We start from the raw sequence: 23,839 nt of genomic DNA, 5'->3' as shown, positions 1-23,839 counted from the left end.
TCAACGTGGCCAGTGATGGCCGACCGTCGAATGTGAGTGATGTGCGGAGGGGCCGGCTGGTAGTTCTGGTCGGCCCCTCAGCTGTCGGCAAGTCGACCGTCGTCCGGTGCGTTCGCGAGCAGGTACCCAACCTGACGTTCAGTGTGTCCGCTACGACGCGGTCGCCGCGCCCCGGAGAGGTCGACGGTGTCGACTACACCTTCGTGACGCGAGCCGAGTTCGACCGGATGATCGCCGAGGGTGAGCTGCTCGAATGGGCAGATATCCATGGTGGCCTGCAGCGATCCGGAACCCCCGCGAAACCGATCGAGGCTGCGATGAGTGCAGGTAAGCCGGTCCTGATCGAAGTCGATCTCGCCGGCGCTCGTGCGGTGCGAGCCGCATTACCCGAAGCGGTGCTGGTGTTCATGGCGCCGCCGAGTTGGGACGAACTGGTCGCACGATTGACCTCGCGTGGCACCGAGTCGGCGGCGGTCATCGAGCGTAGGCTCGAGACTGCACGGGTCGAATTGGCCGCTCAGGACGAGTTCCAAGCGGTCATAGTGAACGACGAGGTGCAAAAGTCCTGCGAGGAGTTGGTATCCTTGTTGGTTGGACGGCCGTCTCAGTCGGTCGGTCCCTAGTTACTACACCAGATAACACTTCCTCAGGAGCAACCGAGTGAGCAGTAATTCAGCAGCAGTGTCCGACGCCGAAGGCCGTGGAGTTCTGCCTGCGTACGACACCCCGCTCGGCATCACCAACCCGCCGATCGACGAGTTGCTCGCACGTACGTCGTCCAAGTACGCCTTGGTGATCTACGCGGCGAAGCGCGCGCGGCAGATCAACGACTACTACAACCAGCTCGGCGACGGCATCCTCGAATACGTGGGTCCCCTGGTCGAGCCGGGCCTGCAGGAGAAGCCGCTGTCGATCGCGATGCGCGAGATCCACGGCGACCTGCTCGAGCACACCGAAGGCGAGTGACCGAAGAAAAGTCCCCGCGGTGACTCCTACAACTGCCGTGACGCGGACGCCGTCGGCGAAACGAATCGTCGTCGGAGTCGGTGGCGGCATTGCCGCGTACAAGAGCTGCTCGCTCATCCGCAGTTTCACGGAGAGCGGACATCAGGTACGCGTTATCCCGACCGAATCGGCCCTGGAATTCATCGGGCGGGCGACCTTCGAGGCGCTGTCCGGTAATCCGGTGCATACCGATGTCTTCACCGATGTTCCGAAGGTGCCACACGTCCGGATCGGGCAGGAAGCCGATCTGATCGTGATTGCCCCCGCCACAGCCGATCTGATGGCCCGTGCCGTCGGTGGACGCGCCGACGATCTGTTGACGGCGACGCTGCTGACCGCGCGCTGTCCGGTGATGTTCGTGCCTGCGATGCACACCGAGATGTGGGAGCACCCAGCCACCGTCGCCAATGTTGCGACGCTTCGTGAACGCGGTGCGACCGTCGTCGAACCCGCGTCCGGGCGTTTGACCGGTTCGGATACCGGCGCGGGCAGGTTGCCCGAACCCGAAGAAATCTTTGCGTTGGCCTCGTTGCTGATCGAACGGTCCGACGCCTTGCCGCGCGACCTCGTCGGTCGCCGCGTCGTCGTCTCCGCAGGCGGTACCCGCGAACCGTTGGATCCCGTCCGCTTTCTCGGTAATCGCAGTTCAGGAAAGCAGGGGTACGCGATCGCGCGACTCGCCGCGCAGCGCGGCGCGGATGTGACGTTGATCTCTGGCATCACCTCCGGCGTCGCAGTCCCGGCGGCTGTCGACGTGGTGCACGTCCAGACCGCCGAGCAGATGCGTGAAGCCGTCGACAAGCAGGCACTCGGAGCGGACGCCGTCATCATGTCCGCCGCTGTTGCCGACTTCCGTCCGACGACCGTTGCGACGTCGAAGATCAAGAAGGGCGCCGACGAGCCCGACACGATCCCGCTCACTCGCAACGACGACATCCTCGCGGGTCTCGTGCAGGCGCGCCGCGATGGCGTTTTGCCTGCTGCCACAGCGATTGTCGGCTTTGCCGCCGAGACCGGCGACGCGAACGGCGACGTTCTGACCCATGCACGGGCCAAATTGGCACGAAAGGGGTGCGACCTGCTCGTGGTCAATCCGGTCGGTGACGGCAAGGCTTTCGAGGTCGACAGCAACGACGGTTGGCTGCTGACCGCCGACGGCCGCGAACAGGCGCTCGACCACGGTTCCAAGGCTCTGATGGCCAGCCGGGTGCTCGATGCCTTGACCATCTTGCTGAACCGCCCATCCAAGTAGCGGGGTTTACCGAATACCCTGATGGCAACACTGGACACAGCGCCTGCGCTCGTTAAGGTCGTAAGTCCGCCAGTTAGCCAGAGTTGCATACCGAGAGCCGCATACCGAGAGGGAAATCTGTGAGCAAGTCCGGAAGCCGCCTATTCACCAGCGAGTCAGTGACTGAAGGCCACCCGGACAAGATCTGTGACGCCATCAGTGATTCGATTCTGGACGCACTGCTGACCGCGGATCCGTACAGCCGGGTCGCCGTCGAGACGTTGGTGACGACCGGTCAGGTACATGTCGCGGGCGAGGTCACGACCTCGGCGTATGCAGACATCCCGAAGATCGTGCGCGACAAGGTTCTCGAAATCGGGTACGACTCGTCGGCCAAGGGCTTCGACGGCAATTCGTGTGGCGTCAACGTCGCGATCGGCGCGCAGTCGCCCGAGATCGCGCAGGGTGTCGACCACTCGCACGAAGCACGGGTAGACGGTGCGTCCGACGACGAGATCGACCGCCAGGGTGCAGGCGACCAGGGCTTGATGTTCGGTTACGCCACCGTCGAGACCCCGGAACTGATGCCGTTGCCGATCGCGCTGGCACACAGGCTTGCTCGCCGCCTCACCGAGGTCCGCAAGAGCGGCATCCTGCCCTACCTGCGCCCGGACGGAAAGACGCAGGTCACCATCGAATACGACGGTGACGCCGCGGTCCGGCTCGATACCGTCGTGATCTCGACGCAGCACGCTGCCGACATCGATCTCGACAACCTGCTCACCCCGGACATTCGTGACCAGGTCCTCGGCTCGGTGCTCGGCGATCTGGATCTGCCGTCGCTGGATACGTCGAATGTTCGACTTCTCGTAAATCCGACCGGCCGCTTCGTTCTCGGTGGACCGATGGGCGACGCCGGTCTGACCGGCCGAAAGATCATCGTCGACACCTACGGCGGCATGGCTCGCCACGGTGGCGGTGCGTTCTCCGGCAAGGATCCGTCGAAGGTGGACCGCTCGGCCGCGTACGCGATGCGCTGGGTTGCGAAGAACGCGATTGCTGCCGGCCTCGCCGACCGCATCGAGGTCCAGGTTGCCTACGCCATCGGCAAGGCAGCACCGGTCGGTCTGTTCGTCGAGACGTTCGGCACCGAGAAGACCGATCCTGCCAAGATTCAGCAGGCGATCATCGAGGTGTTCGACCTGCGTCCCGGCGCGATCATCCGTGACCTCGACCTGCTGCGTCCGATCTATGCGCCGACCGCTGCGTACGGACACTTCGGTCGGACCGACATCGATCTGCCGTGGGAGCACACCGACCGCGCGGACAAGCTGCGCTCAGCGGCCGGTCTCTGACGTCACCTGGTTCTGCTAAACATGCACGGGTGAACGCCGAGCAGCTACCCATCGCCAGGGTGCTGCCGTTGCTTCCGCTCGCGCACCTGGATCGGGAATTCGACTACCTCGTTCCTGCGGAGTTCGACGAGGCAGCTCAACCCGGTGTGCGGGTTCGAATTCGCTTCGCGGGCAGATTGGTCGACGGTTACCTGCTCGAACGTGTGCCGTCGAGCGACCATCAGGGCAAACTGGGTTCGCTCGACCGTGTCGTCTCGTCGGAGCGGGTGCTGACGCCGGAGATCGCCACGTTGGCGACGCTGGTCGCGGCCCGCTACGCCGGAACGCGCTCGGATGTTCTGCGTCTTGCAATTCCGCCCCGACACGCGCGGACGGAAAACGAGGAACAAGCGCCTGTCCCGGCGGCGGAGGTCACTTCGATCGACACGGCGGCGTGGGACCGATATTCGCACGGCTCGGCCTTTGTCGAAGCGCTCGCCGCCGGGCGAGCGCCCCGAGCAGCGTGGCAGGCGCTACCGGGAGAGAACTGGCCGCGACGTCTTGCCGAGTTGGCTGCGACGGTCGTCGAACGTGGCGAACAAGCGGTCCTCGTCGTGCCCGATCAGCGGGATCTCGATCGTGTGCATGCCGCGTCCGTCGACCTGGTCGGCAAATCCAGAGCAGTCGCTCTTGCGGCTGGTCTTGGTCCCGCGGCCCGCTATCGCCGTTGGTTGGCGGCGTTGCGTGGGACTGCGGCGATTGTCGTCGGCACCCGTAGCGCGGTCTTTGCTCCGGTGCCTCGCGTCGGTCTCGTCGTCGTCTGGGACGACGGCGACGACAGCAACGCCGAACTGCGTGCTCCCTATCCGCATGTGCGGGAAGTCGCGTTGCTCCGTGCCCACGAAGCCGGCTGCGGTTTTGTTGCCGGTGGTTTTGCGCGGACCGCCGAGGTGCAATCGCTCGTCGAATCCGGCTGGGCGCACGATCTTGTCGCCGCGCGCGGAACGGTCCGCGAATGCTCGCCGCACATCACCGTCCCCGGCGACAGCGACCACGCACTGGAGCGTGATCCGACCGCGGCACAGGCACGGCTGCCTGCGGTTGCTTTCGCGGCGGTCCGATCATCGCTCGATGCGGGACATCCTGTGCTCGTTCAGGTTCCGCGGCGCGGCTATCTGCCGTCGTTGGCGTGCGCGAAGTGTCGAGCACCTGCCAGATGCCGGCGGTGCAACGGTCCGCTGGCGTTGCCGTCGGGTGGGGACGATGTCGCGTCCAGCCCGACCTGCCGGTGGTGTGGGATCGCCGATCCGTCCTATCGGTGCAAGGTGTGCGGTTCACGTGCGTTGCGCGCCTTGGTCATCGGGGCGGGCCGAACCGCCGAAGAACTCGGCAGGGCGTTTCCTGGCGTCGTCGTCGTCAATTCGGGTGGGTCCGAGGTCGTCGACACGGTGAAAGCTGGTCCGCGGCTTGTGGTTGCGACGGTGGGTGCCGAACCCGTCGCGGTCGGCGGGTACGGCAGCGCTCTGCTGCTCGACGGTTGGGCGTTGCTGAGCCGTGCCGATCTGCGTGCGACCGAAGAAGCGTTGCGGCGGTGGATGAGTGCAGCTGCCTTGGTGCGCTCCGGCGCGGACGGCGGTCGGGTGATCGTCGTCGCCGATCCAGGTATCCCGACCGTGCAGGCACTGGTTCGCTGGGATCCGGTCGGGCACGCGCAAACTCAGCTCGCCGAGCGGGCGGAAGTGCGGCTGCCACCGGCTGTGCGGGTGGCAGCGGTCGACGGCAGTGCGTCGGCGATCGCCGCCCTGCTCGAGATTGCCGAACTACCAACGGACACCGAACAACTCGGACCCGTTCCACTGCCGGAAGGCGCTCGTAAACCGTTCGCGGGAGACGCCGTCGAGCCGATCGAAGTCGAACGGATGCTGCTGCGGGTGCCGAGGTCGGCAGGTGCTGCCCTCTCACGAGCGCTCGCTGATGCGCAGGCCAACCGCAGCGCGCGTAAAAACGACCTGCCGGTGCGAGTGCAGATAGATCCTGTCGATATCGGCTAGGTGAATGCCCTGCGCATCGCGACCCGCGGCCACTCGTCGAGCCCGTTCAGTGCTTCGTGGCGTCGGATGGCGCCGAGCCCATCGGTTGGTTCGTCGACGGTTTCGAAGCCGAGGCGGTTGTAGTAGGGCGCGTTCCAAGGCACGTCGCGATAGGTCGTGAGCGTCAAACCTGCTAGTCCGCGGTCGCGCGCCCAGCCGTCGAGTTGCGTGATCAGCGCGGCGCCGATTCGTCGGCCGCTGTAGTCGGGATGCACCGAAACCTGCTCTACGTGGGCGTATGCGTCGACGACGTCGGCAATGAGGTAGCTGCTGACAACCTCGTCCTCGGTGTGGACCCAGCAGCGGCCGTCGTCGATGTAGACCGCGAGGGTTTCGAGCGTCGGGGGAGTGTCGTCGGCGATTCTGGCCATGTCGAGCTCACGGAACGGCTCGCCCGCGGCCTCCTCGATCTGACGCAGACGGGGACCGTCGGAAGTGCGAGCTAGCCGGATCATGGGAGCCAGTGTGGCACCTCACTTCGAAGATCCGCTGAAAGACTCTTGACGTCGACACATTGCCGATATATCGTCGATAGTGTTCAACCAGTTAAGCCATAGGAGGCAATCATGGAAGGCATACCTGCCGAACACGGAATGCGGGGGAGGCGTTCACACGGACGCGGAGCCCCATTCGTACAGTGGAGTCCGATGGATTCCGAAGATAGGCCCGAATCGCCAGGCGATCGTCGAGATCGCCGCCGAGAGCACCGCCACGGACCGCGAGGTTTCGCGCCGGAGGCTCGCTTCGGTCGCGGTTTCGGACCGGACGCTCAGTTCGGTCGCGGGCGAGGTCGAGGTGGCCGTGGCCGCCGCGGCGATGTCCGAGCGGCGATCTTGCTCCTGCTCGAAAACGACCCGATGCACGGGTACGAACTCATCCAACAGATCCGGCAGCGCAGCAACGGCGTCTGGAAGCCGAGCCCAGGCTCGATCTACCCGGCACTTGCGCAGCTCGAAGACGAAGGTCTCGTCCTGATCGAGAAGGTTGTCGGTCGCAAGACTGCCAAGCTGACCGACGCAGGCCGCGAGTACATCGAAGCGAACAGGGACGATCTCGGCGATCCTTGGGCCGACATCAACGCAGAGGTCGGCGATCAAGCCCTCGATCTGCGCGGACTGATCGGTCAGCTGATGGCAGCCGCAGCTCAGGTCGCCCAATCGGGCACTCCGGCGCAGGCGGAGAAGGCCAGCGCTGTGCTTACCGAAGCGCGGCGGTCGCTCTATCGGATCCTTGCCGAAGACGACGTGGCGCCGAACGAAGACACGCAGAGCTGACCTGTCATCCGATCGACCCAATCTTGTAACCTCGAGACCGAAACGTTTTGAGTCACAAGATTGATGAGTAGTCATGAAACGTTCTCGAAAGAGTCGGCCGGGGCGTGTGGCGGTCGTTCTCCTGACATTCTGTGTCACCGGCGTCGCACAAATTTTCACCCAGTCGACGGCCACTGCGAGTCCGGTCAGCGTGTGGTCCGTGCCGACAGTGCCGGGCCCGGTGCAAACGGTCCACGGCTACGCCACCGAGTACGTCCGTAAGAATCTCGATGCCGTGCCCGTCGGGGCGAACGATTTCGGTTGCCGGCCAACCGAAGCGCACCCCAGACCCGTGGTTTTGGTACACGGGACCGATTCCAGCGCATACTCCGACTACGCCGCTCTTTCGCCGATGCTCGCCGATGCCGGGTTCTGCGTATTCGCGCTCAACTTCGGACGCGACCCGGCGCGGCAAACGTACGGAACCGAAGACATGGCGATCAGCGGTGTGCAGGTCGCCACCTTCGTCGAGCAGGTCCGAACAGCGACCGGTGCCGAGAAGGTCGACATCGTCGGCTACTCGCAGGGCGCGACCGTGTCGCGGTACTTCATCAACCGACTCGGCGGAGCGCAGTACGTGAGCAACTGGGTCGGCATGGCATCACCGAGTTACGGCGGAGTCTTCTACGGACTCGGTCCGGCAGCGCAGGCTGTGCCAGGTGCCGTCGATATGTTGACGCCGACCCTGACGACAGCTGTAGTTCAGCAGATGCAGGGCTCCAGCTTCCTGACGGCTCTCAACAGTGGTGGCGACACCGTCGCCGGTGTCAACTACACGACCGTCTCCTCGAACGTCGACGAGATGATCCAGCCGTTCACGAACATGGCGTTGCACGGACCTAACGCGACGAATCTCGTGCTGCAGGACCTGTGCCCGATCAACATGAGCGGCCATTTCCAGCTCGCCTACGATCCGTACGCGTTGCAACTGGTCGTCAATGCACTCGATCCGGCGGCCGCGAAGCAGCCACAATGCGTTGCCGTTCCGCTCGGCACAGGTATTCCCGAGGTCGTCGGCGCCGCGCATTCGTAGTAGGTAACAACCGGATACGGCAATAACCGGACAAGCGAAGGCCGGGGGGGCTCGATGAACCCCCACCCGGCCATTTGCAGTTATTCGGCCAGTTTTGCGACTGCCTGAGCCCACAGGAAGTATTTGTTGGTACCCAGATCGGCGACCGTCTTGACGCCGAGCGCCTGTGTCAGGAGCTCCGCCTTGGCGTCGCTGATGCCCTGTAGTGCAGCGACGGGTGCCGCCGCGAGTTCTTCGACGGGCTTAGTCTCGTATGCCTTGTCGAACTTGTCCGCTATGCCTGCCACGTGAACCTCCATAGACGTCGTGCCGGTAGGGCCGTTCTCGTTGGAGCCGACCAAGCCCCGACCCTAGACTGGTCGCTGCCCGATTGTCTCTCGATCTCATGGAGTAACCAGTGTCCGTGCAACCCGTCCGGCTGTTCGGCGACCCGATTCTGCGTTCGAAAGCAGCGTTGGTCACCGATTTCGACCGGGAACTGCACAAACTGGTCGCAGATCTCGAAGACACGATGCACGAGCAGGGCGGTGCGGGCATTGCGGCACCGCAATTGGGTGTCGGTTTGCGGGTGTTCGCCTACGACGTCGGCGACTTCAGTGGGCACATGGTGAATCCGTCGTTCGAGGTCGTCGGGGACGAAGAACAGTTCGGGTCCGAGGGCTGCTTGTCGATCCCGGAACTGCGCGCCGATTGCCTGCGAGCGATGAGCATCGTTGCTCGTGGTTTCGACATGCACGGCGAGCCGATCGTCGTCGAAGGCAGCGATTTGCTCGCGCGCTGCATCCAACACGAAATCGATCATCTGGACGGCGTGCTGTTCGTCGACAGACTCGACGCCGCCGCGCGAAAGGAAGCGATGCGATTCATTCGCGAGTCCGACTGGTTCGGCGCTACACCGCCGGTGGTCAAGGCGAACCCGCTCGGTCTGCATGGGCTGGGTCGCTGAAGTGCGGATCGTGTTCGCGGGTACGCCCGCTCCTGCTGTGCCGTCGCTACAGCGTCTGCTCGAATCCGAACACCACGAGGTGGTCGCCGTCGTCACGAGGCCGGATGCGGTTGCTGGGCGTGGCCGCAAGGTTTCGCGGTCGCCCGTTGGGTTGCTTGCCGACGAATACAGCGTGCCGGTTCTGACACCGCGGAAACCGTCGGAACCGGAGTTCGTTGCCCAACTGAGTGACCTTGCACCCGATTGCTGCCCCGTCGTTGCCTACGGTGCGTTGCTGCCGAGGTCGGTGCTCGATATCCCGCGCTTCGGTTGGATCAATCTCCACTTCTCCCTCCTTCCCGCCTGGCGCGGCGCGGCGCCGGTGCAGGCCGCCATCAACGCGGGCGACGAGTTTGCCGGTGCCGCAACGTTTCTGCTTGAGGAAGGGCTCGATACGGGTCCGGTGTTCGGCGTGCTGACCGAACGTATCCGGTCGACGGACACAACCGGTGACCTCCTTGCCCGACTTGCCGATGGCGGCGCAGCACTGCTCGAATCGACGCTCGACGGCATCGCGGCCGACGCGTTGCGGCCGGTACCGCAGTCGGGCGACGGGGTCAGCTACGCGCCGAAGGTGACGGTCGAGGCCGCCCGAATTCGTTGGGACGAACCGGCCCTTGCGGTCGATCGCCACATCAGGTCGGTCACACCTGCCCCCGGAGCCTGGACGACGATCGGCGGAGCGCGGGTCAAGGTCGGCAAGGCGTCGGTCGCCGATCATGCCGTCGCGCCGCGTCGCATCGAGGTCACCAAGACGGGCGTCTTCATCGGCACAGTGACCGATGCGATTGTGCTGGAACAGGTTCAGCCACCTGGAAAGAAAATGATGCGCGCGCTCGACTGGGCGCGTGGGGCACGGCTAGAACCGGAAGCGGTGGTGGAGTGAACGAATCCCGACGGCCCTCGAAGTCGGCGGGGTCCCGCCCCGGCGACAGATCACGACGACCGAAACGGCCGCAGAATCCAGCGTCGGTCGGTGCTGTCGACGCACCTCGATCGGTCGCCCGCGACGTGCTTCGCGCGGTACGCGAACGTGATGCTTACGCAAACCTCGTGCTGCCCAACCTCTTACGCGAACGCAAAATTTCGGGACGCGATGCCGCCCTTGCGACGGAGTTGGCGTACGGCGCCTGCCGTGCGCAAGGTCTGCTCGACGCGGTGATCGCGAGCGCGGCGGGTCGGCCCATCGGCGAGATCGACGGTCCGCTGCTGGACGTACTGCGCCTCGGCGCATATCAGTTGCTACGCACCAGAATCGGGGCCCACGCGGCGGTCGCGACGTCGGTCGATCTGGTGCGCATCGAAGCCGGAAGCGGCAAGGCGGGTTTCGTCAACGCGGTGTTGCGTCGAGTCAGCGAGAAAACCGCTGAACAGTGGGTGGCCGAACTGGCCCCCGACGCGTCGAAAGACCCTGTGGGTCATCTCGCGTTCGAGTTCGCGCACCCCAAATGGATCGCGCAGGCGTTTGCCGACGCGCTCGGTCCGAAGGCGGGCGAACTGCGAGATGTATTGGCGGCCGACGATTCTCGTCCGGTCGTTCATCTCGTCGCGCGTCCGGGTGAGATCTCTGCCGACGAACTCGCGCTGATCACCGGTGGTGAGATCGGGAAGTACTCGCCGTACGCCGTCTATCTCGACGGCGGCGATCCGGGTCGACTGGAGCCGGTCCGCGAACAGCTTGCCGGTGTGCAGGACGAGGGCAGTCAGCTTGTCGCGCGCGCGTTTACGCTGGCACCGCTCGACGGTGCCGACGATGGACGCTGGCTCGATCTGTGCGCTGGTCCGGGTGGCAAGGCGGCACTGGTCGGTGCGCTTGCCGGTATCGAAGGGTGGCGACTCGACGCGGTCGAACCCGCAGAACATCGGGCCGAGCTCGTTCGTAAGACGACCCGCGAGCTACCTGTCGATGTGCACGTCGCCGACGGTCGTGAGTCCGGACTCGCTCCCGGCTACGACCGCGTCCTCGTCGACGCACCGTGCACCGGTCTGGGCGCGCTGCGCCGTCGACCCGAAGCTCGTTGGCGGCGAACGGCTTCCGATGTCGCCGATCTCGTCCGCCTGCAGCGCGAGTTGCTGGAGGCTGCGATCGGACTGGTGCGTCCCGGCGGGGTTGTGCTGTATTCGACGTGTTCGCCCCACCTTTCGGAGACCGTCGGTGTTGTGGCCGATGCGGTGCGCCGATTCGGTGTGACGCAACTGGACACCCGCGAACTGCTGCCAGGCGTGCCCGACCTCGGTGACGGGCCGAGCGTGCAGTTGTGGCCGCACCGGCACGGCACCGATGCGATGTTCATGGCGGCGCTCCGCAAGCCCATGTAGTTGACTCGCACGAGTTCTCATTTGTGCAAGGCGCAGGTCTGTTCTTGTCGCAGACTGTTGCCATGGCAATCACCTGGGAAGAGGTCGTGGCGCTCGGCACCGCTCTACCGTCGGTAGAGGAATCGACCTGGTACAACACGCCGTCGTTGAAGGTCGCAGGTAAAGGCTTCGCGCGCTTGCGATCCGAAGCGGAGGGCGGCCTGGTCCTGATGTGCAGCATCGAGGAGAAGGAAGCGCTCCTCGCGTCCGGCGACGCCGCGTTCTACACGACGCCGCACTACGACGGCTACGGCGCGATCCTCGTCGACCTCGATCGCATCGACCGAGAACAGCTTGTCGAGCTGATCGAAGAGTCGTGGCGCATCAAGGCGACCAAGAAGCTGGTTCGAGAACTCGACGAGTCGGGTACCTGACTCGGTATGGCAGCCGCGATCGAGGTCGGTAGGGAACAGTGGCTCGGCTATCGCTGGCAGGGGCATGGGTTCGGTGACCGCGACGCGGTCCTGGACGACCTGCTCTTGCTCGGGTTTCAGGACAGTCGACAGTCCGGTGCCGAGCAGTCGCAGCGACAGCGCACGGGCAAAGCTCCTGCGCGCGGGCTGGTGTCGATGTGGTCCGTTCGCGGGGCGCCGCACACCCATCGTGCGTCGCATCTCGACTTCGTCCGTGACGCGCTGGCGCCGCGGGACTGCGACGAGGGTGGCGCCGCATACGTCGAGGCGGTCGACGAGGTGGCAGCGGCGCTGACGAAGGTCGTGACATCGCCGACTACAAAATCGGACGCAAGTTCCGAGGTGACACAAATAGTCGCGAAGTCGCTGGTCACGTGGTGTGAACGCTGCGGAGCAGACCACGTCCCCGACGGCCTGTTCCGCGATGCCGGCCGCCAAGCGCAGCTCGTGCTCGGCGACGACAGCCGGACGACGATGCTGAAGCCGACTCCCAAGGCGTCGCAGGTAACGATCGACAATCCGCGCCTGACGTTGCTCACCACCTTCTTCCGCGTCAACGGTCCGACCTCGAAGACGCTGTTCCGCGACTGGGTCGGCGGCAGCACGGCGGGCGTGGCGCAGGAGTGGGGCCAGTTGGAAGACGTGGTCAAAGTGCAGGTCGACAACAAGCGTCTCGACCTTCCCGAAAGGCTCGTCGACGACGTCACGAACGCGCCACGCGCCGAGGGAGTTGTCCTCGTCCCGCCGAACGATGCGTACCTGCGGCAGGTCGATCGGACGTTGCTGGTCAGCGACAGCAAGCTGCGACAACAGGTGTGGAAGGCCGTATCAGGGCCCGGCGCGCTGCTGATCGACGGTGAGGTGGCAGGTGTGTGCCGGTACCGGCGCAACGACCAGACGTTGACGATCGCGCCGTTCCAAGGTCGCTGCTCGGCATCGCACCGATGCAGAGGAGAGCGCTCAGCGCGTAGCCGATGTTGCCGGCGAGGAGCTGACAGTCGTCTGGGATTAAGCATGCTCGTGTGTGCACGTAAACTGTCCCGCTGTGTCCGCACCCATGATTGCCCCATCGATTCTGTCCGCCGATTTCGCTCGACTCGCTGACGAGGCGAAAGCCGTCGAAGGCGCGGACTGGCTGCACGTCGACGTGATGGATGCGCATTTCGTACCGAACCTCACGCTCGGCCTTCCGATCGTGGAGAGCCTGCTGAAGGCGACCGATATCCCGCTCGATTGCCATCTGATGATCGACGACCCGGCTCGGTGGGCGCCGCCGTACGCCGAGGCGGGCGCGCACAACGTGACATTTCACGCGGAAGCGTCCGACGACCCGGTCGCCGTCGCCCGCGACATCCGCGCGGCAGGCGCGAAGGCCGGTCTGAGCATCAAGCCGGGAACCCCGATCGAGCCGTACCTCGAAATCCTCAAGCAGTTCGACACGTTGCTCGTGATGAGCGTCGAACCCGGCTTCGGTGGGCAGTCGTTCATCGCCGAGGTGCTCAGCAAAGCCCGTGCGGTGCGCAAGCTCGTCGACTCCGGTGAATTGACGCTGCTCGTCGAGATCGACGGCGGCATCAACGACGACACCGTCGAAGCAGCGGCCGAAGCGGGAGTCGACTGCTTCGTCGCGGGTTCGGCGGTATACGGCGCGAGCGATCCGGCCGCTGCGGTCCGCGCACTACGCAGCAAGGCAGCGCGAGCGTCGCATCATCTGACGCTCGGCTGACTTACTTCAGCTGATCGAGGATGGTCTCGACCTTCGTCTTCAGGTCGGGCGTTGTTGCGATGTCCGGTCGGCCGACGGTGATGGTCGTGTAGGTGTTGTCCACGCATTGCTGGCCGTTGATCGTCTTGGGCGCTCGGGCGCTCGGATAGAGCGTTACGGATTTGGTCGAGCCCGGCGGCTGGTTCTGCACCTCGAGTAACGTGCTGAAGTAGTCACACGCTTCGTCGGCCGGAATGGACTTTCCCTCGTCGATGAGCTTGGCGGCGTCCTCCAACTGCGTCACTACGCCTGGTGGGATGGCGCCGGCAGGCATTTTCTTGAGCGCGTCGACCGCCGCAGGCAGTGCGGTGGCCCACTCGTTCGCGGGAACCCGAGCAACCTGGATTCCGACCTCGGACAAGTTCCCGTATCTGCATGCAGCCAAGTCGGTGCCATTAATTGTGTTCGCGCTACCTTCCAGCGCAGTACCTGCGAGATCTTCGATTGCCGCGGCATCGAGCAGACTGCACGGCGCCGCCGCAGGTCGTGGGGCGGCTTCCGATGTCTGCGCGTCGCCGCCGCTGTCTTGGCCACATCCGGCAAGGACGAGTACCGCAGCTACCGACGCTATGGAACCGACCGCTCCGCGCATTCTGATCATCGAAGGATATTAGCTAGCTATATTCCGGGAATGGCACGTGCACCGAAGAATCAGCAGCTGACAGTGGCTGAGCTCGGCGCAATAGCGCACGGTCCGGTGGTCCTTTCGGAGGCCAGGGGCCGCTTCCTCGGTTTGCGCTCGGCTGTGTTGTATTCGTCCGGGCTGCACCTGTCCGTCGTTGTCGTCGGTGTCGGTATCTACGCCGAGGCCATGCAGAGAGGACACGGTGGTCCGTTTTCGTTCCGCGTAATCGACAACACCGTCACATTGCTTATGCCCTACGGCGGGCGAGGCGAAGGAAACACAGAAGACCGGTATTACAAGGAATCGGTGTTCGTTCTCGAATCCGTCGACAGCGACGAGTTGGCGATCGCCGCCGGATGGCCGGGCGCTGGAATCGAGGAAACTGTCACGAGACTGCGCTTGCCCGGAGTCTCCGAACTCGAGATGGCGATCATTCCCCTGCCGTAGTTTGGCGCTCCGCGGCGTCGAGGGTCTGTGCGAGCAAGGTAGCGATCGTCATCGGTCCGACGCCACCGGGAACGGGCGTGATCAGACTCGCTCGGGTTCGCGCACTGGAGAACTCGACGTCGCCGATATTGCCCGCGTTGTAGCCGGCGTCGATCACAACTGCGCCTGGTTTGATGTCCTCTCCGACAATGAAGTTGGGTTTCCCAACGGCCGCGACGAGCAGGTCGGCCGCACTGACGATCGAGCCAAGGTTGCGAGTGTGCGAGTGGCAGTACGTCACGGTGGCGTTGCGTCCGAGTAGCAGCATCCCGACCGGCCTGCCGAGAATTGGGCTACGGCCGACAACGACGGCGTGCATACCTGCTGGATCAACCGCGTAGTGGTCGAGGAGTCGGATGATTCCGCCGGGCGTACATGATGCAAAGCCCTTGCTGCCGAGCGCCATTGCAGCGAACGACTGTGACGTGACGCCGTCGACGTCCTTCTCCGGAGCGATTGCGTCGAAGGCAGCACGTTCGTCGATGTGCTCGCCGACCGGATGCTGCAGCAGGATGCCGTGAATTCGGGGATCAGCAGACAGCACTCCGAGGGCGTCGACGAGTTGCGCTGTACTCGTCGACGCCGGAAGTGCCACGTGTTCGGACCGTAATCCTGCACGCTCACAACGCTTTTGCTTCATGCGGACATAGGTCACCGACGCTGGATCGTCACCGACAAGGACGGTCGCCAGGGCTGGCACGACGTGTCGGTCGCGGGTGAGGGCAGCCGCACGTCGCGCGGTGTCGTCGATGAGCGCGCGTGCGAGATCGGTTCCGTTCATCAGTTGGGCTTGCGCTGAGGGCATGGCTTCTCCCGAGGTAACTCGAACGAATTGCCCAGGCGCACGGCGTAACCGATGTTGGTGAGCCCGCTTCCCGGTGGTTGTCCACCTCAGCGCCAGTCACGGCCTCACGATTACGTTAGCTCGAGCGCGCGTAGCAGGTCGGCGGCTTCGGTTTGGTAGGCGTGTTCGGCCCATCCCAAAGGCGTTGCGTCGAACTGTCGATCCGTGATCGATGTGTCTGCTCCGGCGTCGAGGAGTCGTTGGATCAGTTCGAGATCGCCGGCCCACGCCGCGTGGTGCAGGGGAGTGGCGCCTCGTTCGTCGCGATGGTTCGGGTCGTCCGGGATCGAAGGCACGACGACCTCGACGCCGGCGACGTCGACTCCGTGCCGCGCCAGTAGTTCGAGCCGGTCGGTGAATCCGTGCGCCGCTGCCCAGTCGCGCTGGCGTTTCCACATCTGCGCACGGGACTCCATTGCCTCGCCGAGTTTCGTCTCCCACGGGCTTGGTCCCGCATCGGCGAGGCCGTGCGCGAACAGCAACACGAGGTGCGAGTCGTCGGGGCGGAACATCCGGTTGTACAGCGACTGCTGATCGGCCGGATGTGCTCCGCGTTCCAACAGCAGGGTGGCGAGCGCGGACGCGAAGGGATGTCGAGGCTGCCTGCGTGGTCCCTGTTCACCCTCACCGAAAACACCGGTCAGCGCGGTGAACGGGGTCGACAGACCGCACCAGAGGTAGCCCGAGTTCGGATCGGCGCCCGCGTCGAGCAACAGCGTTGCTGCGGCAAGTACCCCGTCTTGGGTTTGGTGGACCTGGGCGCGTCCAAAACACAAGTACAGCAACGGAACCCAGCCGAAAGGACCCCCGCGAGTCGTCGCCAGTTCGGGGCGCGCAGCAAGATGGCTGGCTAGAGCATTCTGGTCAGCCGCGGCTGCGGCAGCCCACACGTGCTGCTCGACCAATCTCGGGTCGGCGGCCAGCAGGTCTGCGGCCGCTTGTCGTCGTGGCGGCGCGTCCGACTGGCTGTAGTACAGCGATGACAAGGTGCAGAACCGATCGGCCGAGTCGAGCGAATCCTCGGCGACGGTGTCCGGGTCGAAGCTGATGGCTTTGGCAATCTCGAGGTAATGGACGAGCGCGGGCCAGCCGGTGAAGCCGTAGCCGCGCGCCACGGTGAGCTGGGCATCGTGCAGCGCGAACCGGTCGGGTGCGTTGGCGAGTGCGACGTCGGGGCGGGGGTGGTAGCGGCGAACGATATTGATCGCTCGACTTGTCGACGCAGTGACCCCGCGCTGAAGCTTGCGCGCATCGTCGCGCAGGCGATCGATTGAGGGATTGTTCGGCAGACTGCTGGCCATGACGGCCTCCTCTCATAAACCTGGCGTCCGCGAAGTCAGGCGTGAGAAGAGGTCGGTACGGGACACAACCACAGCAGGGAGGCTGAGCCTCTTCGAGCGGACATCGGGCGTTCCTGCGCGCCCGAATTCAGGTTAGCAGCGTCACCCGTCGGGCGAGTGCGTCCAGCACATCGACGTATGCCGGAGGAACCGAAATGCTCAACAGCGAGCCGGCATCCGTCCGTGTGAATGCGAACGAGAAGAATGAGCAGCAGGCACTTTCCTTGGCACTCAGTTCGCGCGCCCATTCTTCGTCGCTCGCGGCAATCGTCAGCTCCAGTCGTTCCGGCTCTGGTCTGCTCACCTCGCTGACTGCCTGTGCGAACAGAGCATCGAACTCCGCTACCCGCAGCGGTTGGTCCACGGTCGGAAGCGTGCACGCAGTCGGGACCCACTCGGTAGAAACCTCACCGATCTCCATAACCACGACGATAACCCTGTACTCAGGCGCCGGATACAACGCGCGACGCGGCCCGACCGGCGCTGATTGGCAAATCGTCTAGAACTGGAATCATCCCAGCTCAGACGCATATTTCTGCTTGCCTTTCATGATCATTCTGGTAAACTAGAACGCATGTTCGATACCGGGGAAATCGAAGAAACATCGTCCAACACGGAAGTCGCCTGGCTGTTGCAGACTGCCGGCCAGATCGCAAAAATCAGGCGCGACCTCACCGACACCACGAGGGCCGACGTCATCACCGCACTCGAAGTGGTGAAATCGGCAAGTGCGGCGACGCAAGCGGTTGCGACGGCCGATCTGCACACCTCGCGTCGCGCCGAACGCGCCGCGAAAGGCTTACCGAAACGGCAGTGGGACATCGGCGTCGCGTCCGAAATCGGGTTGGCACGCCGCGACTCAGCCAACAAAGGCGGCCGTCACCTCGGCTTCGCGCGGGTATTGGTCGACGAAATGCCCAACACCCTCGCACGACTCGCGTGCGGGGATCTCTCGGAATGGCGAGCCACCGTCATCGTGCGGGACACCTTCGGACTCTCCCGTGAAGATCGGGCACTCGTCGACCGCGAATTGTGCAGTGACCCGGCCACATTGAGGGGTAAGAGCGATAGTCAGGTGTCCGCCACCGCTCGCGCTGCGGTCGTGCGGATCGATGCCGAAGCACTCGTCCGCCGTGCCAGCAAGGCCGTCGGCGACCGTCGCGTCACCTCCCGACCTGCTCCGGACACGATGGCGTATCTGTCGGCGTTGCTGCCGGTCAAACAAGCAGTGTGTGTGCACGCAACACTGATGCGGGACAGTGCCGCGATCCTCGGTGCAGGCGACGAACGAACCAAAAGTCAGATCATGGCCGACCTGCTCGTCGAACGGGTCACCGGACTGTCCACCGCGACGGCGGTTCCGGTCACCGTCAATGTGGTTCTGTCCGACGAAGCGTTGCTCGGTACCGGGTCCGAACCGGCCGAGGTCGAGGGCTACGGACCCGTTCCGACGGATCTGGTCATCCGGTGGCTGCACGACGACGACGCCAAAAACGAGTTACGCCGCCTTTACGCCAACCCCGAGACCGGGGCGTTGACGGCGATGGAATCGAAATCCCGAGGCTTCCCGACCGGGATACTGCGGATGACGAAGTTCCGGGACAAGATATGCCGGACCCCGTGGTGTGGCGCACCGATCCGGCACGGTGATCACGTCAGATCGGTTGCGAACGGCGGAGACACGACGTTCGACAACAGTGCCGGACTCTGCGAAGCGTGCAACTACGCCAAAGAAGCCGACGGCTGGACGACAACACCCGACAAGAATCAATCGGGTGAGTTGCACAGTTACCGGATCACCACCCCGACCGGGCATCACTTCCGCTCGACCGCGCCGGCATTGCCGAAACCGTTGCCTCACCACAACATCGACATCGTCGACAGCTGGTCGGTCGAAGACAAGTTGGTCCAAATCATCTGGGCGGCATGACGGCTTGGTTCAGGCGATGTCAGCCGAGTCGTTGATTCGCTTGAGCGCGGCGACAATTCGATTCGCGTCGGCGACTTCGAAGATCTGACTGAGCCCGCGGGGTGCTCGGTCTGTAAAAGGAGGTTCGAACAGGAGCTTGGGCGACATATTGCCGTGGCGCGTCAGGTGTTTGATGATCAGGTCGACGAACTCGATCTGATTGGCGTTGGCGGTGCGTCCTTCGAGGAACTCCGCGAAAGCGTCCGTCGCAGCTTGTCGGTCCAAGCCAACTAGCGACCGAATGAATCGGCCGAGTCCTCGCGCATTCTCGATGGCCTTCGCAAACTCGGCTTCTCCGCCGACGCCACTTCGGATCAGCAACTCCTGCAGCGACGAAAGGTCTGCGTCGGTAAGGGGGAGTGCTCGCTGCAGCTTACGAAGTGCGAGGTTGTCGGGCTGCTGCACAAGGAAGTCGTGCACTTTCGCGTTGAATCGCTCGATGTCGGTGCCGGTCGTCATCGTCGGCATGTCGACTTCGTTGACATCGCCAAGAGTGTCCTCGAAATCCGAATATATGACCGGCCGTTTGGACCGTTCGAGAAGTCCCACAATCGAACGCAATTTCTTGCGCGCGTCGTCGAGCATCGGCAGAGTGACGTCGACCCACCACTCGTCCTCGGCCACTTCGCGGAGCAGTTGTTCGCGCTTCTGGATCTCGGGAATTCGCAACTGCTCGAGAAGCCCATCGGCGATGCTCTGAATCGCTGTTCGCTGCGCAATGATCGGATCGTCGTACAATATCGCGAGTTGGCTCCGAACGATCATGAGGTCGAATCGCTTTGCGGATTCGTCCGTATCGCGGACCGTTGTGGGCAGAGGTGCGATCTCAGAAACGATTTCAGCGAGTCTCTGCTCGGCGACCGACTCCCAGTTCTTGCGCTCCTGATACTTCTCCACCACTTGGCGTTTCGGTTTGACGATGAAGTTGTCGAGCCGCATTCCCTGAACATGGTCGATCAGGATATCGGCGGTGTCGCGACGAAGGTCGGGGTAAGCGTCGCGCTTGTCCAGTGCTGCAACGAGTTCGGCGCGAGTCGCGAAGATCCGCTCCGACAACGGCTTTGCTAGGGCGCCCGCCGGTTCGCTCATGTCCGCGTTGAAGAACTCCAGATTGGCACACAGATCGAAAACGAAGAAGTCCTTCTTGTCGAGCCCTGGCCCATATAGATCTGGGCGCAGTCGCGTTCCACGCCCAATCATCTGCCAGAACTTGGACTTCGACCGAACAGGCTTGAAAAACACCAGGTTCGATACTTCGGGCACATCGATCCCGGTATCGAGCATGTCCACCGAAACGGCGATGTGGGGCGCCTTCAGTTCCTGCGTGAAGCTGTCGATCAGCGATTGGCTGTAGTCGACGCGATAGGTGATCACCCGCGCGAAGTCGCCGCGGTACTCGGGGTAGTTCTTATCGAACCGTTCGGCAATGAAGTTCGCATGGTTGTTGTTCTTGGCGAAGATGATCGTCTTCGCGAGTCGGTCGCCGCCGGCGACGCGGTGGCCCTGGGTCATAAGGACTTTCAGGGCCTTGTCGACCGTATCTATGTTGAATAGCCACTTGTTGACTGCTTCGGGGTCGATGCTTGCCGGAGCGGCGTCGTCATCCTCGCCCCATTCTGCGGCATCCCACTCATCGCGTTCTTCGTCGGTGAGATCGTCGTACTGGATGCCTTCGCGTGGAAACTTCAGATCGACCCTGATTCCGCGCGGCGGCACCAGGTAGCCGTCGGCGATCGCCTGATTGAGGCTGTAGTCGTCTGTGGGCACGCCGTCTTCGAGGTTGAACAGTCGGTAGGTGTTTCGATCGACTTCGTCCTTGGGTGTGGCTGTGAGTCCCAGCAGCAACGAATCGAAATGCGCAAAGATATGGCGGTACTTCTGATAAACCGAGCGGTGGGCTTCGTCGATCACGATCAGATCGAAGTAACCGGGACCGAATCGTCTTCTGCTGTCGTCGGTTTCGTTGATCAGCCCCATCATTGTGGGGTAGGTGGCGACGTAGACACGGCCATCGGTGTTCTTGTCAGTCAGCAGGTTGACCGGTGCCGAATCTGGCAAGACAGTCTTGAAGGCGTTGACCGCCTGATTGACCAGCGCGATTCGGTCAGCGAGGAACAGGATCCGCTTCGCCCAATTGGCGCGGGCAAGTATGTCGGCCAACGCGATCACAGTTCGAGTCTTGCCTGACCCAGTTGCCATGACGAGTAGAGCTTCACGCTGATTCTCGACCTCGAACCGTTCGGTCACACGTCGGATCGCTCGCTCCTGGTAGGGACGATCCACGATGTGCTTCGGAATCTCCAAATCGGCGAGCGTCTTCAGAGTTGTCCGCCGCTGGATCATCAACTCCAGTTGGTCGCGGGTGTGAAATCCCTGAATTGCCCTCGCTGGGTATCGCGTGTCGTCCCAGATGAAGTGCTCGAATCCGTTGCTGTAGTAGATGATCGGTCGCTGGCCGTACATGTTCTCGAGACAGTCGGCATACAGCTTGGCCTGCTGTTTGCCCGCGTTGGCGTCGCGCTGAGTGCTTTTGGCTTCGACCACGGCGAGGGGCTTGCCGTCGGCACCCCAAAGCACGTAGTCGACGTAGCCCTTTCGATCGTTGGGCATACCGACAACCGGATACTCACGATCACGCTTGTCCTCCAACCTCCAACCCGACTCGAGCAGGTCAGCGTCGATGAACTCGGTACGCGTCTGCGCTTCGTTGTAGTTGTGCGTATCCGGCATCGCGAGGTTCGCAGCCTTGACGGCGGCAAGTTCAGCACGGGCCTGTGCGAGTTCTTCTGTGAGGGTGAGGTTCTGCGCTGTCGCCGACTCGAGAGCGGCGTCCTTCGCGCTAAGGTCGTTACTCAGCTTCGTTATCTGCGCAACCGACTTGGCCATCATCTGGCCGGCAGGTCGGGGCAGCAGGTTCTGGTCGAATTGCAAGGCTGGATCGGGCCTGCTGGCAACGTTTTTGCCGTACGTACGCCCGAGCCACGACAGAATATGGAACAATTCGCGCAGCGCGACGATGCTCTTGTCCTTCGGCACCGGCTTGTTCTCGTGTACGGCTGCGTTGCCCAGCTTGCGAATCAGATCCATCTTGCGCTGCAGGGAATGGCCAACGAGGTTTACGAATGCGCCGTGGTGCAGTCGGGCAGCGAGGTCAGTCTTGTACGACTCGGGGATCCCCTCGACGCGGTAAATCCAGGCGACAGTGTGCTCGACTGTGCGACGTGCATAGAAGCATGTCGTCCGTGCATCAAATAGAGCATCGCGTTCTGCTGCTCTCGCTTCGACATGTAGCGCCGGCCACTCGGTCTGCAAGAAGTCGAAGTTGCCCGCCACGTCGTTACCCTCCCTTTCGTCTGAATCTTGGCACAGATGTGATCGTTCCTACGTCCACGCCACAGGATTGCCGACCTCGACCGCGGCCGTGAAGATATTGCGAAGTGCTGCGCGGGTCCAATCGCGGTGCTCACGCGCTGGCATCCACGACCGTTGGATTTTTAGGTGTTCAGGGACAGCTTCGGAATTCCATGCCTTGCATGGGTACGAAGTCCAGGCTCGCGCAACCTCGGGCGAAGAATCTACGGATCGGACTATGTAGATAGGCCGGCCGAGAGTGTCGACGTGCCCGGTCGGAATCTGGGTGAACTCGAACGCCTCTAATTCGATCGGCCCGGCGTTCCGAAGCTGAATAGGTCCATCCAGCTCGGAAAGGTAGAAGCCTCCGCCGACGCAATGCCCATACCAACCGCTGCCCCAAATGTCGACTTCGTCGGCCCAGCTGACAATGTCTCCGTTGAGCTGGTCGACGATGTCCCATCGCGTCATTCCGATGACACCTGATTCGAGTAGGTCCAGTTCAGCTATGCACCGTTTGCAGGGGTCGACTTCGACTGTGCCACCGTTCAAGATCGACGCCATGGTGCTGAGCAATGTGGGAAACATCGATCTACCAACGCGGATCAAAAGCTTTTCAATGTCGCGCACGGCGCCCCAATTGCCTATGCTCTCGTGTCGATAGTCCATGCCGTGGTGCGGGCAGGTGCCGGCAGTTTCCGTCCAATCGAGAACAAGCTCCCAGTCTTTGCAGTCAACTGAGCAGACGAAACCCTCGTCGAATTCGACCGGTGCGGGCGGGGGCGTCGTGGTAAGCCCGTCTTGCCAGCACCGGCAGCTCACGTGCGCGTCAAGTCCCATCGTTCTAATCCTCTGTCTCGTCTACGAATTCAGACGTCCACCGAACCGGCTGATCGCGCACTGCAGATCGGGCGAACACAGTGACAAGGGCGCCATATGTCGTTGCGAACCACTTCTTGATCGGAGTCGGCTGGGTGGTGGCGACGATTCGCTCAGGTACGCGTCCTCGTCGTTTTGCCGTCTCGTCTTTTAGCACGCACGTCGTGGCGAAGACAGTATCTGCGTGGTGCGAAACCCTCGACGTCATCGTTATGCCGTCGTCGGTTTCGGTGTGAACAGTGACGAGATCCGGAAATTGTTGGTCGGTATGGAGGCCGGCGAATATCCCCGATCCCACGCGTGCGGATGCTCGCAACCACGGGATCATTGCTTCGTCGCGGACCGTGACGATGGCGTACGTCCCGTCGGATCGCGTGGATGGCCGAGGAAGTTGCAGGAAGTCCTGAGAAACGAAGATCATCTCCGACGGACGGTCGTGCACTCGGCGCAAGAATTGCAGGCTGGTCCCCTCGAAGATGCATGTGTCGTGCCCTGCCGCCGCCATAGTCGTCGATGAGCGTCGGCGCAGTGAGCGGATGAAGATGTGCCCTGTCGCCGGGTTTGTGACGCTGGTGACCGCCACTGTCGGTGGGCGGTCGTCCATGCCTTCCAACTCGAACAATGCCCGTGCCGAGTCCGCAGGCGAGGTATTCGCACCAGGGCCGATGTTCGACAAGCGGTCGGCCTCAGTTCGCTTGTACAGCTGACTGATCAAGGTTCGGAATCGTCGCCGGTCCGAATCGATGAGCGCCTGTACTAACCTGCCGCTTTCACGGTAATTCCTTCGGAGTTGGTGTCGTACATGAAGAAAGGTGCTC

24 protein-coding genes and 1 riboswitch are annotated in these 23,839 nt (G+C 63.2%); of the genes, 15 read left to right on the top strand and 9 right to left on the bottom strand.

Annotated features, from left to right (window positions below; genetic code table 11):
• Window positions 1-41: 41 nt before the first annotated feature.
• The 5 genes from gmk (at window position 42) to ACHIRB_RS00165 (ending at window position 5,621) form a co-directional block, all read left to right on the top strand.
• Window positions 42-623, top strand: coding sequence for a guanylate kinase (gene gmk, locus ACHIRB_RS00185; protein ID WP_395124456.1), 582 nt, complete (start codon window positions 42-44; stop codon window positions 621-623).
• Window positions 624-660: 37 nt separating this feature from the next.
• Window positions 661-966, top strand: coding sequence for a DNA-directed RNA polymerase subunit omega (gene rpoZ, locus ACHIRB_RS00180; RefSeq protein WP_199701087.1), 306 nt, complete (start codon window positions 661-663; stop codon window positions 964-966).
• A gap of 19 nt (window positions 967-985) precedes the next feature.
• Window positions 986-2,257, top strand: coding sequence for a bifunctional phosphopantothenoylcysteine decarboxylase/phosphopantothenate--cysteine ligase CoaBC (gene coaBC, locus ACHIRB_RS00175; RefSeq protein WP_395115647.1), 1,272 nt, complete (start codon window positions 986-988; stop codon window positions 2,255-2,257).
• Between the two features lie 119 nt (window positions 2,258-2,376).
• Window positions 2,377-3,591: a methionine adenosyltransferase gene (gene metK / locus ACHIRB_RS00170; RefSeq protein WP_199701089.1), complete on the top strand. Its 1,215-nt coding sequence runs from the start codon at window positions 2,377-2,379 to the stop codon at window positions 3,589-3,591.
• A gap of 29 nt (window positions 3,592-3,620) precedes the next feature.
• On the top strand, window positions 3,621-5,621 hold the full coding sequence (locus ACHIRB_RS00165; protein ID WP_395124455.1) for a primosomal protein N': 2,001 nt from the start codon (window positions 3,621-3,623) through the stop codon (window positions 5,619-5,621).
• Here ACHIRB_RS00165 and ACHIRB_RS00160 read toward each other — a convergent pair.
• Window positions 5,618-6,115 (bottom strand): GNAT family N-acetyltransferase, encoded by a 498-nt coding sequence (locus ACHIRB_RS00160; RefSeq protein ID WP_395124454.1) that lies wholly within the window; start codon window positions 6,113-6,115, stop codon window positions 5,618-5,620. The genes ACHIRB_RS00165 and ACHIRB_RS00160 overlap by 4 nt on opposite strands.
• A gap of 192 nt (window positions 6,116-6,307) precedes the next feature.
• On the opposite strand from ACHIRB_RS00160, the gene ACHIRB_RS00155 reads away from it, so the two are divergent.
• On the top strand, window positions 6,308-6,934 hold the full coding sequence (locus ACHIRB_RS00155; protein ID WP_395124453.1) for a PadR family transcriptional regulator: 627 nt from the start codon (window positions 6,308-6,310) through the stop codon (window positions 6,932-6,934).
• A gap of 199 nt (window positions 6,935-7,133) precedes the next feature.
• Window positions 7,134-8,006: a lipase family alpha/beta hydrolase gene (locus ACHIRB_RS00150; RefSeq protein WP_395124452.1), complete on the top strand. Its 873-nt coding sequence runs from the start codon at window positions 7,134-7,136 to the stop codon at window positions 8,004-8,006.
• Window positions 8,007-8,086: 80 nt separating this feature from the next.
• On the opposite strand, the gene ACHIRB_RS00145 is transcribed toward ACHIRB_RS00150, so the two are convergent.
• The gene (locus ACHIRB_RS00145) at window positions 8,087-8,293 is read right to left on the bottom strand and encodes a hypothetical protein (RefSeq protein WP_395124451.1); all 207 of its coding nucleotides are present in this window, start codon (window positions 8,291-8,293) and stop codon (window positions 8,087-8,089) included.
• A gap of 110 nt (window positions 8,294-8,403) precedes the next feature.
• Between ACHIRB_RS00145 and def the strand changes: the two genes are divergently transcribed.
• From def to rpe, 6 genes are all read left to right on the top strand, one after another.
• Window positions 8,404-8,952, top strand: a complete 549-nt coding sequence (gene def, locus ACHIRB_RS00140) for a peptide deformylase (RefSeq protein ID WP_395115642.1) — start codon at window positions 8,404-8,406, stop codon at window positions 8,950-8,952.
• A 1-nt stretch (window position 8,953) separates the two neighbouring features.
• Window positions 8,954-9,877: a methionyl-tRNA formyltransferase gene (gene fmt, locus ACHIRB_RS00135; RefSeq protein ID WP_395124500.1), complete on the top strand. Its 924-nt coding sequence runs from the start codon at window positions 8,954-8,956 to the stop codon at window positions 9,875-9,877.
• Window positions 9,874-11,310, top strand: coding sequence for an RsmB/NOP family class I SAM-dependent RNA methyltransferase (locus tag ACHIRB_RS00130; protein WP_395115641.1), 1,437 nt, complete (start codon window positions 9,874-9,876; stop codon window positions 11,308-11,310). The genes fmt and ACHIRB_RS00130 overlap by 4 nt, the downstream gene beginning before the upstream one ends.
• A 62-nt stretch (window positions 11,311-11,372) precedes the next feature.
• Window positions 11,373-11,723, top strand: coding sequence for an MmcQ/YjbR family DNA-binding protein (locus tag ACHIRB_RS00125; RefSeq protein WP_395115640.1), 351 nt, complete (start codon window positions 11,373-11,375; stop codon window positions 11,721-11,723).
• A 6-nt stretch (window positions 11,724-11,729) separates the two neighbouring features.
• Complete coding sequence (locus ACHIRB_RS00120; RefSeq protein WP_395124450.1) at window positions 11,730-12,866, top strand: DNA glycosylase AlkZ-like family protein; 1,137 nt, start codon at window positions 11,730-11,732, stop codon at window positions 12,864-12,866.
• The gene (rpe, locus tag ACHIRB_RS00115; protein ID WP_395124449.1) at window positions 12,808-13,488 is read left to right on the top strand and encodes a ribulose-phosphate 3-epimerase; all 681 of its coding nucleotides are present in this window, start codon (window positions 12,808-12,810) and stop codon (window positions 13,486-13,488) included. Before ACHIRB_RS00120 ends, rpe begins: the two co-directional genes overlap by 59 nt.
• A gap of 1 nt (window position 13,489) precedes the next feature.
• On the opposite strand, the gene ACHIRB_RS00110 is transcribed toward rpe, so the two are convergent.
• Window positions 13,490-14,128, bottom strand: coding sequence for a hypothetical protein (locus ACHIRB_RS00110; protein ID WP_395124448.1), 639 nt, complete (start codon window positions 14,126-14,128; stop codon window positions 13,490-13,492).
• A 30-nt stretch (window positions 14,129-14,158) separates the two neighbouring features.
• Here ACHIRB_RS00110 and ACHIRB_RS00105 point away from each other — a divergent pair, with 30 nt between their 5' ends.
• Window positions 14,159-14,599 (top strand): hypothetical protein, encoded by a 441-nt coding sequence (locus tag ACHIRB_RS00105; protein WP_395124447.1) that lies wholly within the window; start codon window positions 14,159-14,161, stop codon window positions 14,597-14,599.
• Here the strand turns inward: ACHIRB_RS00105 and ACHIRB_RS00100 are convergent.
• The 3 genes from ACHIRB_RS00100 to ACHIRB_RS00090 form a co-directional block, all read right to left on the bottom strand.
• Complete coding sequence (locus ACHIRB_RS00100; protein WP_395124446.1) at window positions 14,583-15,443, bottom strand: bifunctional 5,10-methylenetetrahydrofolate dehydrogenase/5,10-methenyltetrahydrofolate cyclohydrolase; 861 nt, start codon at window positions 15,441-15,443, stop codon at window positions 14,583-14,585. The two genes, ACHIRB_RS00105 and ACHIRB_RS00100, sit on opposite strands and share 17 nt — an antisense overlap.
• 22 nt (window positions 15,444-15,465) lie before the next feature.
• Window positions 15,466-15,553, bottom strand: a riboswitch (ZMP/ZTP riboswitch).
• Window positions 15,554-16,783, bottom strand: a complete 1,230-nt coding sequence (locus ACHIRB_RS00095; RefSeq protein WP_395124445.1) for an ankyrin repeat domain-containing protein — start codon at window positions 16,781-16,783, stop codon at window positions 15,554-15,556.
• A 127-nt stretch (window positions 16,784-16,910) separates the two neighbouring features.
• The gene (locus tag ACHIRB_RS00090; protein WP_395124444.1) at window positions 16,911-17,243 is read right to left on the bottom strand and encodes a hypothetical protein; all 333 of its coding nucleotides are present in this window, start codon (window positions 17,241-17,243) and stop codon (window positions 16,911-16,913) included.
• 153 nt (window positions 17,244-17,396) lie between these two features.
• Between ACHIRB_RS00090 and ACHIRB_RS00085 the strand changes: the two genes are divergently transcribed.
• Window positions 17,397-18,752, top strand: a complete 1,356-nt coding sequence (locus ACHIRB_RS00085; protein ID WP_395124443.1) for an HNH endonuclease — start codon at window positions 17,397-17,399, stop codon at window positions 18,750-18,752.
• Between the two features lie 9 nt (window positions 18,753-18,761).
• Here ACHIRB_RS00085 and ACHIRB_RS00080 read toward each other — a convergent pair whose 3' ends face one another.
• The 3 genes from ACHIRB_RS00080 to ACHIRB_RS00070 form a co-directional block, all read right to left on the bottom strand.
• On the bottom strand, window positions 18,762-22,124 hold the full coding sequence (locus ACHIRB_RS00080) for a DEAD/DEAH box helicase family protein (protein WP_395124442.1): 3,363 nt from the start codon (window positions 22,122-22,124) through the stop codon (window positions 18,762-18,764).
• A gap of 48 nt (window positions 22,125-22,172) precedes the next feature.
• Window positions 22,173-22,730, bottom strand: a complete 558-nt coding sequence (locus ACHIRB_RS00075) for a hypothetical protein (protein WP_395124441.1) — start codon at window positions 22,728-22,730, stop codon at window positions 22,173-22,175.
• A gap of 256 nt (window positions 22,731-22,986) precedes the next feature.
• On the bottom strand, window positions 22,987-23,736 hold the full coding sequence (locus ACHIRB_RS00070) for a hypothetical protein (protein WP_395124440.1): 750 nt from the start codon (window positions 23,734-23,736) through the stop codon (window positions 22,987-22,989).
• Between the last annotated feature and the right edge of the window lie 103 nt (window positions 23,737-23,839).

The sequence above is a fragment of the Antrihabitans spumae genome (assembly GCF_043944905.1).
Lineage (GTDB): Bacteria > Actinomycetota > Actinomycetes > Mycobacteriales > Mycobacteriaceae > Antrihabitans > Antrihabitans spumae.
The sequence above is the reverse complement of the archived record's forward strand: the minus strand, read 5'-3'. Positions and strand labels throughout refer to the sequence as shown.